The organism is Streptomyces sp. NPDC059787 (genome assembly GCF_042732315.1).
Classification (GTDB): domain Bacteria; phylum Actinomycetota; class Actinomycetes; order Streptomycetales; family Streptomycetaceae; genus Streptomyces; species Streptomyces atrovirens.
The window spans coordinates 133,295-148,322 of record NZ_JBHWHX010000003.1 but is presented as its reverse complement, the minus strand read 5'-3'; the positions used below and the strand labels follow the sequence as shown (position 1 = coordinate 148,322).

Here is a 15,028-nt window from a genome sequence, read left to right as displayed (position 1 = left end):
TTCCGTTCCGTTCGCCGGGCGTCACCGGCGGAACCGGCCGGCCCACCCGGGCTCCACCAGATCCCACTCGGCGTCCCACCGCGCGTACCTCCTGCGGTCCAGTACCAGGCGAGCCCCTGCCCGCGTCAGGAAGACTCCGGCCGTCACACCGATGACCGTGATGCCTCCGGCGAACCAGCCGTTCGTCAGGGCCTGGCGTTTCGTCAGCGGCGGACCGGTGACGGTTCCGTCCCGGTCCACCCAGACGCGCACCGTGGCGCCCTCGGTCATGCCCGGCTTCAGGAGGGCGGTGGCCGTCCGCACCGCGCCGCTGCTGTCCGCCCAGCGGACCTGCGCCCGTTCCCTCACCGCCTGGCCGACGTTCTCGGCGATCGACATCACCCGGGCACCGACCTGCTGCCGCTCCGCCGACTGGGTCCGCACCGTCTGTATCGACGACTCGTACGTCGTCCTGCCGACGACGAGTCCTGCCACCGGCAGTCCGGCGAGCAGGACGACCAGCAGCACGCGACGCAGCCAGGACTCGACCCGGTCCGACGTACGGATCAGGGGATTGTGCTCCTTGGACGTCCGATCCCCGCGTGGTGGCAGCGGACCGGACGCGTACGGTGAACTCCGGGTACTCATCGTCGGGCCTCCAGCACTTGGCGCTGGTCGCTTCCCTTACCACCGTCGAACGGCGGTGGGCTCCGGTCACTGGGCCGAAGGTCCCTGGTGGGCGGCCCTTCGGGCTTCGGTGCCGGCCTTCGGCGCGGCCTCCGACCGGCGTCGGGTCCGCGTGCACTGCGGAAGGGTTTGCGGTAACTCTCGAATGAGTGGTGGCGGGCACCGCGTGGCGTACCGCGCTTCCGGAGAGGTCTGCCCGGTCACCACCTTTCCAGCTTCTTACGAGAGGGAGGCAGGTGCCATGGAGCCAGTGATCACCGTCGGCCTCGACGGCTCACCCGAGAGTCTCTCCGCCGCCCGATGGGCCGCGGACGAGGCCGAGCGCCGCAACTTCACGCTGCGCCTGCTGCACGCGTGGCCCATGCTCGCGCCGGAACCGGCCAAGGACCCCTCCGAGATCGACCAGAACTACTGGGCGAAGCGGCTGGTGCACAACGCGCAGTCGGAACTGCAGAGGCTCCATCCAGGTCTCGCCGTCGTCGGCAATCTGGTGGCGGACGAGGCCCGGGACGCATTGCTGCACGCGGCGTCGGAGTCCTCCATGACCGTGCTCGGCTCGCGCGGGCTGGAACTCGCCGAGAGCTACTTCCTCGGCGACATCAGCATGTCGGTCGCGGCACATGCCGAGCGGCCGGTCGTCCTGGTCCGTGCCGGGACCCGTACGGAAGCCCCGCCGACCGCACCCGGGGGGCAGGGCGACGTCATGATCGCGCTGAAGCTGCACGGCCCCTGCGACGACCTGCTCGCGTTCGCCTTCGCCACGGCAGCGGCAAGGAACGTGCCACTGCGGGCCGTCCACGGACAGAGCCTGCCCATCCACGCCCACGTTCCCTGGGGGGTGGACCACGAGGTCGCCGACGACATCACGCAGGACGCGCGGAAGCGACTGGACCGGGTCCTTCACCCCTGGCGCGAGAAGTACCCGCAGGTGGAGGTGGCCGACGGCATCGGCCTGGAAAGCCCCGCCCGGGCGGTCCTGCGGTCCGCCCGGAGCACCGGGCTGCTGGTCGTGGGCCGGCGCAGGCACCGCCGCGTTCTGGCACCCAAGCTGGGACACGTCGTCCATGCCGCCATCCACCACGCGCGCTGCCCCGTCGTGGTCGTCCCCCATGACTGAGCCGGACGACCGGAGGCAAGCGACGACAGCCGCGCACCGGACCGACGCGTCCGTGCTCCGTCCGGGCTCCGGCCCCGACGGTGTCACGTTCCCGCGCGCGGAGCTGCACGAGACGCACACCGCGATCGTGCTCCTCTTCGGCGACCACGCCTACAAGATCAAGAAGCCGGTCGATCTGAAGTTCCTGGACTACACCACGGTGGCGGCCCGCAGGGCCGCCTGCGAACAGGAGGTCGGCCTCAACCGCCGCTTCGCCGCGGACGTCTACCTGGGCCTGGGAGAGATCCGTCTGCCGCACACGGACGAGGCCGAACCGCTCGTCGTGATGCGCCGCATGCCGGCGGACCGCCGTCTGTCCAGGCTGGTACGCGAGGGAGCCGCCGTCGACGACGTCCTGCGGTCCGTGGCCCGTCAGCTCGCCGCACGCCACGCGGACGCGCCCCGCAGCCCGGACGTGGACGCGCAGGGAAGCCGCGACGCGCTGTCATCGAGGTGGGAGGCGAGCTTCGCGCAGGTCCGTGCCCTGGCCGACGAGATCCCCCTGCCCGACGGCGTCGACGAGGCCGAGCGGCTGGTGCGCCGGTACCTCGCCGGCCGTGAGCAGCTGTTCGACACCCGGATCCGGGAGGGACGGGTCGTCGACGGCCACGGCGACCTGCTGGCCGAGGACGTGTTCTGCCTCGACGACGGCCCCCGCATCCTGGACTGTCTGGAGTTCGACGACCGCCTTCGCCACGTCGACGGCCTCGACGACGCCGCCTTCCTCGCCATGGACCTGGAGCAGCTCGGCGCCCCGGAATCGGCCGCGTACTTCCTCGCCCGGTACAGCGAGTACTCCGGCGACCCCGCGCCCCCCTCACTGTGGCACCACTACGTGGCCTACCGGGCGTTCGTCCGCGCCAAGGTCTCCCTGATCCGGTCACGCCAGGGTGCGCCCGGTGCCGGGGCGGTGGCCCGACGGCTCGTCACGGCGACGCTGCGGCACCTGCGCGCCTCCGCCGTCGGTCTGACCCTGGTGGGCGGGCTGCCGGGCAGCGGGAAGTCCACGCTCGCCGGGGCCCTGGCCGACCGCCTCGGGGTGACCCTGCTCAGCAGCGACCGACTGCGCAAGGAACTGGCCGGCATCCCGGCGGAGCAGTCCGCGGCGGCCGGTTACGGCGAGGGTCTGTACAGCCCGGAGTGGACCGCCAGGACGTACGCCGAACTGCTCGACCGCGCGGCCGCCCTCCTGTCCTCGGGGGAATCCGTCGTCCTGGACGCCACCTGGTCCGACTCTGGGCGGCGCGAAGCGGCCCTGCGTACGGCCGAACGCACCGGTGCGGACCTGGTGGCCCTGCACTGCCGGGTTCCCGGCGAGGTGGCGGAGGCCCGTCTCGACTCCCGTACCGCGGGAGCGTCGGTGTCCGATGCGGACATCGCCGTGGCCGCTGCCATGGCGGCCGAGGAGCAGCCGTGGCCCGAGGCCGTCGCGGTCGACACCGGTGGCCCTCTGGAGGCAGCGGTCGTCCAGGCGTTGGCAGCCGTGCGCCCGTGGGGCACGGGCCGGGCGCCGGTCTTCCGCCGCCCCTACATGCAGCCGGACTGACGGCCAGGGAGCGGGGCGGGCACCGCCGTGTTGCCCGGGAGTCCCCGGGGGTGACGGTGGAGAGGAGACGGCGAGCGAGGGAGCGGCCATGCGCGGACTCGTCCATCACGGACCCGGGCGGACATCGGGGGACACGGTTCCCGATCCCGTGATCGAGGAGGACACCGACGCGATCGTACGCGTCGACGCGACCACCGTCTGCGGGAGCGATCTGCACATCCGGCGGGGTGACCTTCCCGAGGTGAAACCGGGGACGGTCCTCGGCCACGAGGCCGTCGGAGAGGTGGTGGAAGCCGGCCGGGGGGTGCGTACCCGACGTGCCGGACACCAGGTGATCGTGTCGTCGGTGTCGGCCTGCGGGCACTGTCCGTCCTGCCACGACGCCCTGTACGGACAGTGCCGGGGCGGCGGCGGACGGATCCTGGGCCAGGAGATCGACGGGACGCAGGCCGAGTTCGTCCGTGTTCCCTTCGCCGACTCCTCCACACACCGCCGGCCCCTGTACCTCCCGCTCGACGAGGCGGTCCTGCTCGCCGAACTCCTCCCGACCGCCTACGAGGCCGGGGTGCGCAACGGACATGTGGGCCCGGGTGACACCGTCGTCGTGGTGGGCGCGGGTCCTGTGGGCCTGGCCGCGGTGGTCCTGGCCCGCCCGTACTCGCCCCGGCGGATCGTCGCGATGGACCTGTCGCCGTCCCGACTGGCGTCCGCCACCCGTATGGGCGCCCATGCCGCCGAACTCCCCGGGCGGATGGTCGCCGAGCTGTCCGAAGGGCCCGGCGCCGACGTCGTCATCGAGGCCGCGGGCGATCCGGACAGTTTCGTCCTGGCGACCCGCGTGGTGCGCGCGGGAGGGCACATCGCCAACATCGGCATGCACGGCAGACCCGCCACCCTCCATCTCGGGGCCCTGTGGCGCAAGAACGTCACGATCAGCACCGGCCAGGTCGACACCTCCTCCACGCCCTGGCTGCTCGACCTGCTGGCCTACGGACGCCTCACGGTCTTCCCGCTCGTCACCCACCGGTTCCCCCTCGAGCGCTTGGAGGACGCCTACGAGGTCTTCTCGCACGGACCGGACACCGGCGCCCTCAAAGTCGTGCTCCACCGCGAGCTGCCGGAACCGTCCCCGTAGCAGGTCACCCGGTCCGCGCCGGGGCGACGAGGAAGTCGGGCACCGCCGGGCCCCAGTACCACGCACGTCAGGCGCCGCGCCGCGTGCTCGACCGGATCGACGAACGGTACCCGCGGCTGTACATCGCCGCCGGACAGGTGGAGGCGGCGCCCGGCCCTGTCGGCGCGGATCGACGGCATCGGTGTCCTCGCGCGCGTCGCGCCCGAGGACAAGTCCGTGATCATGCGGGTCCTGCCGGGCCGGGGTCACGTCGTCGCGATGACCCGGGACGGCGTCGACGACGCGGCCGCGCTGCGGGCCGCCCGCACCGGCGTGGCGATGGGCGCCACCCCTGGTGCTCGCCGAGCTGCTCCGGCGGGTCGCTACCGGCGGGCGCGCCGGTGGGCGATGAGCAGACCGAGGGCCATGCCCACGAGAAGCGTGACCGTGAGGACGCCCCACAGCGGGAGCGTGACGGTCGGGACCCACAGTCTGATGGTGACCGACTCCGTGTTGGCGGCGATGAACCAGACGGCCAGGCCGGCGAGCAGCACGAAGCCGATGGTGCGCAGTCTGACGGCCCGTCCCTTGACCGTCACGGTCGCCGGACCGTTCGCGCGCGCGGTGTTCCGGGCCATACAGCCCATTGTCGGGCCGCCCGTCCGCATCGGCGACTCAAGAATCCGCGTCCGGGAACACCCCATCAAGGACTTCCGGGGCCCGGTCCGGCGAGCGCCGACCGCGGAGGGCCGCACGCCGGTGGCGGGAAGTCACTCCCGGACGTCCCGGACAACCGCGACGGGGCACTGCGCATGGCGCAGGACGGCCTGACTCACCGACCCCAGGAGCAGACCCGTGAACCCGCCCCTGCCCCGCGCACCGACCACGAGAAGCCCCGCGTCCGCGCCGGCCCCGAGGAGAGTGTGGCGTACCCGGCCGACGGCGGGGCGGTGATGCACCGTGACATCCGGGTAGTTCTGTTCGTCCTCGGCCGGCGCCGCCTCGAGCACGTGTTCCGCATGGTCACGCAGGTGGTCTCTGCCGTACGTCACGAAAGGCGGGTCCGCCGGTCCGTCGTAGGCGTCCGCGCTTCCGGGCCGGCACACGTGTGCCGCGGTGAGGGCTGCGCCGCGAAGACGCGCCTCGGCGAAGGCGAAGCGGACGGCCGGTGCCGACGAGGGCGCGTCGTCGACCGCCGGCAGCACCGGACCGTCCGGGGCCCGCCGTCCTCGCACGACCAGCACCGGGCAGCGGCCGTGGGCCGCGAGATGCCCGGCGGTCGAGCCGAGCAGCAGGCCGGCGACGGCGCCCCGGCCGTGGCTGCCGACCACCGCCGGCGCGGCCGTGCGCGAGGCGATCGCGAGGACCGTCGACGGCTCGCCCAGGACGACGTCCCGGGCGATCTCGACTCCCGGGACCGAGTCGAGGGCCCGACGCTCGGCCTCCGCCAGGGTGCCGTCGACCAGTTCACGCACCCCTGCCTCGGCCGGACTCCACGGCGGGCCGGGGTGCGGAACATGCGGGGACGGCCGTCCGAAGGCGTGCACCAGCCGCAGCCCCACGCCCCGGAGCACGGCCTCACGGGCAGCGGTCTCCACCGCGTCCAGGCTCGACGGCGACCCGTCCACCCCCACCACCACCGACTGATCCATGGCGACAACGCTCCCTGCCGGGCCCCGCTACCGTTCCCGCTCGCGCGGCACCATGAAGACCGGGCAGCGCGCATGGTGAAGGGAACCCTGGCTCACGGACCCGAGCAGCATGCCGCGGAAGCCGCCGCGCCCGCGCGTACCCACCACCAGGCCGAGCGCGTGAGCGGAAGCCGTCGTCAGCTCCTGCACCGGATGCCCCTTCACGACCTCGTGGTGCAGCTCCACCTCGGGATGCGCGGCGCCGCGCCCGGCCACCGTCTCCGACAGCAGCCGGCGGCACTCCTGCACCGCCGCGCCCTCGTCCAGCACCCCGAGCAACGGAGGGCGCCAGACGTACAGCGCGCGCAGGGAGGCACTCCGCAGGGAGGCCTCTTCGAACGCGAGGTCGACGGCGGCGGCCGAGTGCGGGCTGCCGTCGACGCCGACGACGAAGTACGGCGGCTGCTGGGCGGTGTGCTCCGCCTCCCGCACCACGACCACCGGACACGCCGCGTGGGCGGTCAACGGCAGAGCGACGGCGGACGAGCCGAACAGTTCCCGTGCGGTACCGAGACGCCAGGAGCCGACCACGACCTGTGCGGCGTCACGCGAGTGTTCGGCCAGGACCCACGCCGGGTGCCCCTCGGCCAGCACGGCCGAGGTGTCCACGCCGGGAGCGCGCGACTCGACGAACGCGACCGCGCGCCCGAGCACGTCGTCGCCCGCCGTGTGCGGGTCGTCCCGCCACTTCTCCCACGAAGGAGGGCTGCCCTCCAGCCGGAAGCCGGGAACCGGCCCGCCCTGCGTGTACACGAGTGTCAGGGGAAGGCGGCGCCGGTCCGCCTCGTCGGCGGCCCAGGAGAGAGCCACCGGTCTGCCCGGGTCGGGATCGACACCGACCACGATCGGCTTGCGTCCGTCGACGGGCATGGTGAACACCTCCAGCGGATCGGTTCCGCTCACCCGTGGCCGCGAGTGTTTCAGCCAGAGTGGGCCGTGAACGGAATTTCAAACGAGGGCGAACGGTCCCCACTCGAGTACGGAGGAAAGAGACCTTTGGGGCGAGGGTGAGATGTGGGCGTCACTGACGGCCGAGGAAGCGCGGCGCCTGGCCGGGCCGCCGCTGTACCAGGCGACTGCCGTGGATCCGGGACCCGCGGGCCGACCGGGAGCGGCCGAGGTGACTCCGATCGCGGGGACGCCTTCGGGATACGGGTCCGCGGTCACGTCCTGACGGCCGACCAGCCGCTGTCCGACGGGGAAAAGGACACCGCCCCCACGCCGGTGGAGCTCTTCGTGGCAGCGGTCGCCTCCTGCGCGGCGCTTCCTCGACCGCCACGGTGCGGCACGCGACGGGCTGTCGGTCCGGGCGGAGTACCGCACGGCGGACGACCGGCCCGCCCGGGTCGCGGGTCTCTCCCCGACGGTGCGGGCACCCTCCCTGCCGCACCGGCGGCCGGCCGCGCCGCGCGCGGTGGTCTCCCCCCGCACGGTCACCGACACGCCGGCGCGGGCACCGGAGGTCGAGCTGGAAGTCCGGTGCTCTCCCGACCGGGCGGTGGCCGGGGGTTCAGGGAGAGCCCGGGCCTGACGTGGGCCTCCGTGCTGCGGGACGTGGTACTGACCGTCACGGTCCCGGTGCACGAGGAGAAGGCGGACGGACGCCAGGACGATCCCGATGGCGGCACGCCCGGCGGGTCGGTGTGTGCGCACACCCGCCGTCAGCGGGGTACGGACCCACGTCAGGGACCGGGGCGGAGTTCTCCGGCTATACCGGCCGCCCAGTCGTCGACGGCCTCCCAGTCCCGGAAGTCACCGAAGCGCCCGCCCACCAGGCGGAAGAACACGCGTCCGGAGCGGGGGAGCTGGCCGCGCCCGACGACCCCGGAGAACAGGCGGTGACCGCGGTACCGCAGATCCGGCGGCAGGCCGTCCTCGACGGCCGGCAGTTCCTTGGGGGCCAGACGGCGCCACGGCCCGCGCAGTGCGGCGGGCATCCCCACGCTGAAGATCCACACGGGCCGGGGGCCGAGCACGTCCAGGTTGTCCCGTACGAACTCCCTGGCCGGAGGGAGCCAGCTCTGCCCGTGCACGGCGCTGCCGAGGACGAACGCGCGGTACGCGCCGGCGTCCTCGACCTCCTCCATGGACCTGGCCTCGGCCGTCAGCCCCGCACGGCTCAGCACGGCGGCCATCCGCTCGGCGATCGTCCGGGTGGAGCCGTGGGCGGTCGCGTAACCGACGAGGACGTCCACGAGGAGCACCTCCTCACGGGGGCGCCCGCCGGCCGGCCGCGCCGGCGGGCGGACGAGCGCGCTGTCATGACGGCACCGGTGGTTCCTGTGGTTCCCGGCCGCCCTGGTCGAGCCGGAAGGGCGGGTACACGTCGGTGAGCAGAGCCGCGTAGGCGGCCACTCGCAGCACCCAGCGGTTGAGCCCCGTCACCAGGTCGAAGACGCCGCGCGGATAACGTCCGGTCGCGGCCAGCGCCACGCCCGCGAACAGCGCGAGCAGCCCGATGAGGCCGCCCGAGAACCAGGCCGGGCGCGCGCCGCCGAGGAAGAAGCCCAGGACCAGATAGTGCGGGACGGCGAGGAGCCACCACTTCACCAGGACGAGGCCGTGGGAGAGCTCCTTCGGGTACGCCAGTTCGAAGTGCGCCGGATAGCCGGGACATCGGCGAGGGTGAACGGCGGATAGCGATCGGTGCCCAGGGCGCCGTAGGCGTAGTACGCCACGCGCCAGTTCCACCGCAGCACACCGGTGCTGAAGTCGAACAGGGGCCGTGGATAGCGTCCGGTGAAGAGGATGGCGAAGAAGGCCACCACGCTCACCCCCGCGAACGCCACCCAGAGGAACACGAGGACTACGTAGTGGGGAAGGGCGAGCAGCCATTTGACCAGCCACAGCCAGCGGGACAGCGGTGCGTCCAGGACCGCCGTCAGCCGCGCGGGATGACCTGGCGGCGCCGTCCCGCTCGGCGGCACGGCCGGGGGCTCGATATGCGTGCTCATGGTGACCGGTCCCTTCGGATTCCGGTGACGATCACGAGCGGTGACGCGGGCGCTCGTCCTGTTTCTGCCGGCGAACCGGGCGGGGCACGGGCGTCGAGCGACCGGTCACCGGGGAAGGACTCCACCGATGCCCTGATCCCAGTATCGGCGCGGCCGCCCACGGCGGCACGGGCCGAGCGGTGCACCGGGCCGGGCCGGTCGTCCCGCGGGGACGCCGGCCACCGCACGCTCGTCCCGCCCCGCCTCCCACGGCATGGCGGCGGCCGCCGCCCCGTACGAAGCTGGAAGTGACGGCATGCGGGAAGGGGATCCGGAACCCGGCACGGGAGGAGGCGCGGGCGGTGACCATTCCCCTGGTGGCCGGGACCGACAGGGCCGAGGCGAGCCTGGAGGCGGTGGACTGGGCGGCGCGAGAGGCGACCCGGCACACGGTGCCGCTCCATCTGCTGTATGCGGCGGGACGGGGCCAGGAGGCGGCCGATGCCGGAGTGGACGTGGGAGTACGAAGGGTACGACCCCGCCGCCGAGCGGCTGCGGGAATCGCTCTGCACGCTCGGCAACGGCTGCTTCGCCACCCGCGGCGCGTTCCCCGAGTGCGGGGCCGGCCTGGTGCACTGCCCGGGAACCTACAGGGCCGGGTGCTACGACCGCCTCGAGTCGGCCGTGGCCGGGCGCCGGGTCGTCAACGAGGACATGGTCAACCTTCCGAACTGGCTGCCGCTGCGATTCCGCACACGGTCGCAGGGCGGGGCCTGGGGCCCGTGGCTCACCCCGGACTCCACCGCCCTGCTCGACCACCGGCAGGTCCTGGACCTGCGCCGGGCCCTGCTCACCCGCACGTCGCGTTACCGGGACGGGACCGCGGGAGTGCTCCGGGTCGAACAGATCCGCCTGGTGCACATGGAGGACCCGCATCTGGCGGCGCTGCGGACGGTGCTCACCGCCGAGAACTGGTCGGGGGACGTCGAGGTCGAGTCCGCCCTGGACGGCGAGGTGATGAACACCAACGTCCACCGCTACCGGGCCCTCGACCGCCGCCACCTGGCACGCGTACGCACCGGTGCGCGGGAGCCCGGGACGGCATGGCTGTGCTGCCGGACCAGCACGTCCGGTATCGGGATCGCCATGGCCGCCCGGACCGTCGTCGTGGGGCCGCCGCCCTCCTTCTCACAACTGCGCCCGGACCGACGTCGTGCGGTCCACCGCATGGTGATCCCGATCGCTCCGGGCCGGCCCGTCGAGGTGGAGAAGACCGTGGCGCTGCACACCTCCCGCGACGCCGCGATCGGTGATCCTCTCGGCGCGGCGGCCGACCGGGTGACCGCGGCCCCGGACTTCGCCGCCCTGCTGGATTCGCACACCGCCGCCTGGCGGCGGATGTGGCGGCGCGCGGACATCCGCATCCCGGGCCAGGCGGGCCGCATCCTGCGGCTGCACCTCTTCCACGTGCTGCAGACACTGTCCCCGCACACGGCGGACCTCGACGTGGGTGTGCCGGCCCGGGGGCTCCACGGCGAGGCGTACCGGGGGCATGTGTTCTGGGACGAGCTTTTCGTCCTTCCCTATCTGAACCTGCATTTCCCCGAGGTGTCGCGGTCCTTGCTGGCCTACCGTCACCGGCGCCTGGACCGGGCCTGCCGGTCCGCCGCCGCCATCGGGCGGGCCGGGGCGATGTACCCGTGGCAGAGCGGCAGTGACGGCCGTGAGGAGACCCAGGAGCTGCATCTCAACCCCCGCTCGGGCCGCTGGCTGCCGGACAACTCCCGGCTCCAGCACCATGTCGGCTCGGCGGTCGCCTACAACGTGTGGCAGTACTGCGAGGCCACCGGCGACACCGAGTTCCTGTACACCAAGGGTGCGGAGATGCTGGTGCAGATCGCCCGGTTCTGGACGGACAGCTCGGTCTTCGATCCCGCGACGGGCCGCTACCGCATCCGGGGGGTCGTCGGCCCCGACGAGTACCACGACGGCTACCCCGGCGCCGACCGGCCGGGACTGGACGACAACACGTACACCAACGTCACCGCCGCATGGGTCGTCGCCCGCGCCCTGGACCTGCTGCGCCGCCTTCCCGCCTGGCGCCGACAGGAACTGTTCGAGCGCGTCCGTCTGGACGGAGACGAACTCCCGGAGTGGGAGGAGGTCTCCCGGCGGCTGTACGTGCCGTTCCACCAGGGCGTCATCAGCCAGTTCGAGGGGTACGACGACCTGACCGAGCTGGACTGGGACGCCTACCGGGCGCGCTACGACAGCATCCGGCGGCTGGACCGGATCCTGGAGGCCGAGGGCGACACGGTCAACCGCTACAAGGCGTCCAAGCAGGCGGACGTCCTCATGCTCGGCTACCTCTTCCCGCCGACGGAGCTGCGGAGCCTGTTCCGCCGCCTCGGACACCACCTGGACGAGGAGATCTGGAGCAGGACCGTCGACTACTACCTGCACCGCACCAGCCACGGCTCCACCCTCAGTGAACTGGTGCACGGCTGGGTTCTCGCCCGGGTGAGGCGGGCCGAGGCATGGCAGTACTTCCATGAGGCCCTGGAGGCGGACATCGCCGATGTCCAAGGCGGCACGACGGGGGAGGGCATCCATTTGGGGGCCATGGCCGGCACGCTCGATCTGGTCCAGCGGGGCCTGACGGGGCTGGCACCCCGCGGGGACGCCCTGTCGCTGGATCCGGTGCCGCTGCCGGCCCTGTCGGAGTACGGGTTCGCCCTGAGCTACCGCGGTCACCGGGGGATCGGCCTGAGGCTCCGCAGCGGGCGGCTGGAACTCGCGGTACCGGATTCGGAGGAGTCGCCGCTCCGCGTGGTCCTGGCCGACCGGGCCGTCACCGTCGCTCCCGGAGAGACCTGCACGCTCCAGCTGCCGACGGACTGACCGCACGTCATGATGAGAACGTCGCCGTGGGTCCTCGGCCGGCTCGGCCGGTGCCCGGGCGGCGCGCGACGACAGTCGGACGGACACCGTGTCGTGCGGGCCGTGAGAGGAGGTGGACCGTCATGGCGAAGAACGTGCTGGTCGCCTACGGGACGACGAACGGATCGACGGCGGAGATCGCCGAGGCCGTCGCCGGAGTCCTGCGCGAGGAAGGGATGACGGCCGAGGCGCGGACCGCCGGGTCCGTCGCGAGTGCCGCGTCGTACGACGCGGTCGTGGTCAGCGGCGGACTGTACGCCGGCCGCTGGCACCGGGATGCCCGCCGTTTCGTCCGCCGCCACGACAAGGAGCTGGCCGGACGTCCGCTGTGGCTCTTCAGCAGCGGACCGCTCGACGCCTCCGCGGCGGAGCGGGACATCCCGCCCGTGCCCTGGGTGCGGAAGGCCGTGGTCCGGCTCGACGCCCGGGACCACGTCACCTTCGGCGGCTGTCTGCGGGAGGGCGCGAAGGGCTGGGTCGCCCGGATGATCCTGCGCAACGGAAAGGGCGGGGACTTCCGCGACTTCGGCCGGATCGAGGCGTGGGCCGCGGGGATCGGCCGCGAGCTGAGGAGCGGCTGACGGCGCGATCAGGGAGCGAGGGAGAAGTAGTTCTCCTCCTCCTGCGTGAAGTGCAGCCGCAGCACGGTGTGCAGGCCGTAGAGACAGGCACGCAGATCCTCGAGCTGCCCGGGTTCCAGTGCGCCCTGCGCGTCGGCGAGCGCCAGGTGGGCGGCCACCCGCCCGGCGAGCCGTTCGATCTCGGCGTGGGCGCGGCTCATGGTCGCCGTCGCCTCGGGTCCGCCGAGTGCCGGTTCGAGAGCCGGATAGAGCTGGTGTTCCTCAGCGTGCTCGTGCGGCAGCAGCCGCCCGGTGAGCAGCCGGTTCACCTCGCGCACCGACTCCAGGGCCTGCCCGTCCCCGCCGGGGCCCGAGAGCCGGGCCGCGGCGTCACGTACGGCCTGCAGTACGTCCTGCAGGTCCTCGTGCTCGGCCGCGAAGCGGTGGATCAGGGCCTCGGCGGCGGGTTCGAGGGCGGGCCGGGCACCTCGGTCCACGCGCAGGGCGCGCAGTGCGTTGAGGATGACCGCCACGTCGATGCCCTCCTGCAGCAGCGCGCCGACGGCCGGGGGCAGCAGTCCCACGGCGGCCGCGCCCATGGCCGCCAGCGACAGGAGCATGCCCCCGAGGGCGCTCTGGACGGCGATACGACGCGTGCGTACGGCGATCGACGTGGCGTCGGCCAGCCGGTCCACCCGGTCCGTGGTGAGGATGACGTCGGCGGCCTCGGAGGACGCGGTGGAACCCCGTGCCCCCATCGCCACGCCGACATCCGCGGCGGCGAGCGCGGGTGCGTCGTTCACACCGTCGCCGACCATGACGGTGACGGCGCGCCCGCGTTCCGTGCGGACCGCGGCCACCTTGTCGGCCGGGGTCAGTTCGGCCCGTACGCCGTCGAGTCCCAGGACGGCGGCGATCTCGCGGGCGGGTTCGGGCCGGTCGCCGGTGAGCATCACGATCCGGCCGATGCCGGCCGTACGCAGCCGTCTCAGGGCGCGTGGCGCGTCGTGGCGCAGCGGATCACGCAGCATGACGGCTCCCGTGGGAACACCGTCGACGGTGAGCCAGGCGACGGCGGCGCCGTCCAGCAGCGCCCGGTTCTCCGCGGCCCGCGCCCAGTCCGGGACCACCGCCGCGGGCTCCGGACGGCCCACGGCCGTCCTTCGGCCCTCGACCACGCCGTACGCGCCCCGGCCGGCCTCCTCCGACACATCCGTCGCCATCGACGGCTCCAGCCCGCGCTCACGGGCCGCGTCGACGATGGCGCGGGCCAGGACGTGCGGCGAGTACTGATCCACAGTGGCCGCCAGCCGCAGCACCTCGGCGGGCTTCCCACCGGGGGCCGCGGTCACGTCGACCACGCGCGGGCGGCCGCCGGTGAGGGTGCCGGTCTTGTCGAGCAGCAGCGTGCGGGCCAGCCCCAGGCGCTCCAGCGCGCCGCCGTCCCGGACCACCACACCCAGCCGGGACGCCCGGGACAGACCGGAGACGACCGCCACCGGGGCGGCGAGCAGCAGCGGGCAGGGGGTGGCGACCACCAGCACCGCCACGGCCCGCACCGCGGAGCCGCTCAGCAGCCAGGCCAGCCCCGCGACCGCCACCGAGAGGGGCAGGAACCAGGCCGCGTAGCGGTCGGCCAGGCGGACGACGGGGGCCGCTTCCGCGCCCGCCTGCCGGGCGAGGCGCACGATCCCGGCGTAGGCGCTGTCCTGCTCGGTCGCCGTGGCCCGCAGGTCGAAGGCCCCGCCCGCGTTCACGACTCCGCTGCGCACCGGCTGCCCGGGCTCCCGTTCCACCGGCGCCGACTCGCCCGTGAGCACCGACTCGTCCAGGACGGCCGCCGGGCCCGCCACCTGCCCGTCGACGGGGACGACCTCGCCCGCGCCGACGACGAGAAGGTCCCCCACGGCGACCTCGGAGACGGGAACCGGGCGGACCTCGGTGCCGGTGCGCCGACGGGCGGTGCGGGGCGTGTGCGCGAGCAGCGCACGCAGGTCGTGGGAGGCGCGCCGCTGCGCGGCGGTCTCCAGCACGCGCCCGGTGGCCAGCATCAGACCGATCAGGGCCCCGGCGAGATACTCGCCGACGGCCAGGGTGCCGCCGAGGGCCAGGACCGCGATGAGGTCCACGCCGGCGTGGCCACGCCGCAGCGCGGCCACCACCCAGCCGATCGCGGGCACGACGGCGGAGGCCGTGCCCAGCGCCCAGCACAGGCCGGCGGCATCGCTGTGGCCCAGCAGCCGGAGGACGCCCCCTGCCGTGAGCGACGAGGCCGTGACAGCCAGGAGGACGGGTTCGAGCCAGGACGGCCCAGCCGGTGTTGTGGCAGGGCCCGGCACCGGCTTCTGTGAGCCGGCCCGGCGGGTGTCGTCGGCGGGATTGGCGTGGATCATGGCATTCCTCACCGGTCAGCGGTTGGCGA

Annotated in this window: 11 protein-coding genes and 1 pseudogene; 5 read left to right on the top strand and 7 right to left on the bottom strand. The window is 73.5% G+C overall.

From position 1 onward, the window contains the following. Positions 1-21: 21 nt before the first annotated feature. Positions 22-627, bottom strand: coding sequence for a hypothetical protein (locus ACFV5H_RS04410; RefSeq protein WP_385192752.1), 606 nt, complete (start codon positions 625-627; stop codon positions 22-24). Between the two features lie 280 nt (positions 628-907). Here ACFV5H_RS04410 and ACFV5H_RS04405 point away from each other — a divergent pair, with 280 nt between their 5' ends. From ACFV5H_RS04405 to ACFV5H_RS04395, 3 genes are all read left to right on the top strand, one after another. Further along, positions 908-1,783 carry a universal stress protein gene (locus tag ACFV5H_RS04405; RefSeq protein WP_385053384.1) on the top strand — a complete coding sequence of 292 codons (876 nt, stop codon included), beginning with the start codon at positions 908-910 and terminating at the stop codon, positions 1,781-1,783. Positions 1,784-1,886: 103 nt separating this feature from the next. Continuing rightward, on the top strand, positions 1,887-3,368 hold the full coding sequence (locus ACFV5H_RS04400) for an AAA family ATPase (RefSeq protein WP_385192903.1): 1,482 nt from the start codon (positions 1,887-1,889) through the stop codon (positions 3,366-3,368). Between the two features lie 88 nt (positions 3,369-3,456). Next, complete coding sequence (locus tag ACFV5H_RS04395; protein ID WP_385053387.1) at positions 3,457-4,503, top strand: alcohol dehydrogenase catalytic domain-containing protein; 1,047 nt, start codon at positions 3,457-3,459, stop codon at positions 4,501-4,503. Positions 4,504-4,865: 362 nt separating this feature from the next. Here the strand turns inward: ACFV5H_RS04395 and ACFV5H_RS04390 are convergent, their stop codons facing one another. The 5 genes and pseudogenes from ACFV5H_RS04390 to ACFV5H_RS04370 form a co-directional block, all read right to left on the bottom strand. After that, a complete protein-coding gene (locus tag ACFV5H_RS04390; RefSeq protein ID WP_385053390.1) occupies positions 4,866-5,120 on the bottom strand; it encodes a LapA family protein in 255 nt (84 codons plus the stop codon). A gap of 132 nt (positions 5,121-5,252) precedes the next feature. After that, positions 5,253-6,134, bottom strand: a complete 882-nt coding sequence (locus ACFV5H_RS04385) for a universal stress protein (protein WP_385053392.1) — start codon at positions 6,132-6,134, stop codon at positions 5,253-5,255. Between the two features lie 27 nt (positions 6,135-6,161). Continuing rightward, positions 6,162-7,043, bottom strand: coding sequence for a universal stress protein (locus ACFV5H_RS04380; RefSeq protein ID WP_385053395.1), 882 nt, complete (start codon positions 7,041-7,043; stop codon positions 6,162-6,164). An 812-nt stretch (positions 7,044-7,855) separates the two neighbouring features. Then, entirely contained in the window at positions 7,856-8,368 is a 513-nt protein-coding gene (locus ACFV5H_RS04375) for a flavodoxin domain-containing protein (RefSeq protein WP_385192750.1), read from the bottom strand. 64 nt (positions 8,369-8,432) lie between these two features. Beyond that, a pseudogene (locus ACFV5H_RS04370) lies at positions 8,433-9,127 on the bottom strand (DUF4389 domain-containing protein). A gap of 480 nt (positions 9,128-9,607) precedes the next feature. Here ACFV5H_RS04370 and ACFV5H_RS04365 point away from each other — a divergent pair. Beyond that, a complete protein-coding gene (locus ACFV5H_RS04365) occupies positions 9,608-12,007 on the top strand; it encodes a glycoside hydrolase family 65 protein (protein WP_385053403.1) in 2,400 nt (799 codons plus the stop codon). 122 nt (positions 12,008-12,129) lie between these two features. Then, positions 12,130-12,627, top strand: a complete 498-nt coding sequence (locus tag ACFV5H_RS04360) for a flavodoxin domain-containing protein (RefSeq protein WP_385192748.1) — start codon at positions 12,130-12,132, stop codon at positions 12,625-12,627. Positions 12,628-12,635: 8 nt separating this feature from the next. Here ACFV5H_RS04360 and ACFV5H_RS04355 read toward each other — a convergent pair whose 3' ends face one another. After that, positions 12,636-14,999 carry a heavy metal translocating P-type ATPase gene (locus ACFV5H_RS04355; RefSeq protein WP_385192746.1) on the bottom strand — a complete coding sequence of 788 codons (2,364 nt, stop codon included), beginning with the start codon at positions 14,997-14,999 and terminating at the stop codon, positions 12,636-12,638. Between the last annotated feature and the right edge of the window lie 29 nt (positions 15,000-15,028).

Bases quoted from the DNA above. Each gene is read 5' to 3' on its own strand.
- ACFV5H_RS04395 (WP_385053387.1), top strand. From the start codon at position 3,457: ATGCGCGGACTCGTCCATCACGGACCCGGGCGGACATCGGGGGACACG.
- ACFV5H_RS04365 (WP_385053403.1), top strand. From the start codon at position 9,608: ATGCCGGAGTGGACGTGGGAGTACGAAGGGTACGACCCCGCCGCCGAG.
- ACFV5H_RS04385 (WP_385053392.1), bottom strand. From the start codon at position 6,134: ATGGATCAGTCGGTGGTGGTGGGGGTGGACGGGTCGCCGTCGAGCCTG.
- ACFV5H_RS04410 (WP_385192752.1), bottom strand. From the start codon at position 627: ATGAGTACCCGGAGTTCACCGTACGCGTCCGGTCCGCTGCCACCACGC.
- ACFV5H_RS04390 (WP_385053390.1), bottom strand. From the start codon at position 5,120: ATGGCCCGGAACACCGCGCGCGCGAACGGTCCGGCGACCGTGACGGTC.
- ACFV5H_RS04360 (WP_385192748.1), top strand. From the start codon at position 12,130: ATGGCGAAGAACGTGCTGGTCGCCTACGGGACGACGAACGGATCGACG.
- ACFV5H_RS04380 (WP_385053395.1), bottom strand. From the start codon at position 7,043: ATGCCCGTCGACGGACGCAAGCCGATCGTGGTCGGTGTCGATCCCGAC.
- ACFV5H_RS04355 (WP_385192746.1), bottom strand. From the start codon at position 14,999: ATGATCCACGCCAATCCCGCCGACGACACCCGCCGGGCCGGCTCACAG.
- ACFV5H_RS04405 (WP_385053384.1), top strand. From the start codon at position 908: ATGGAGCCAGTGATCACCGTCGGCCTCGACGGCTCACCCGAGAGTCTC.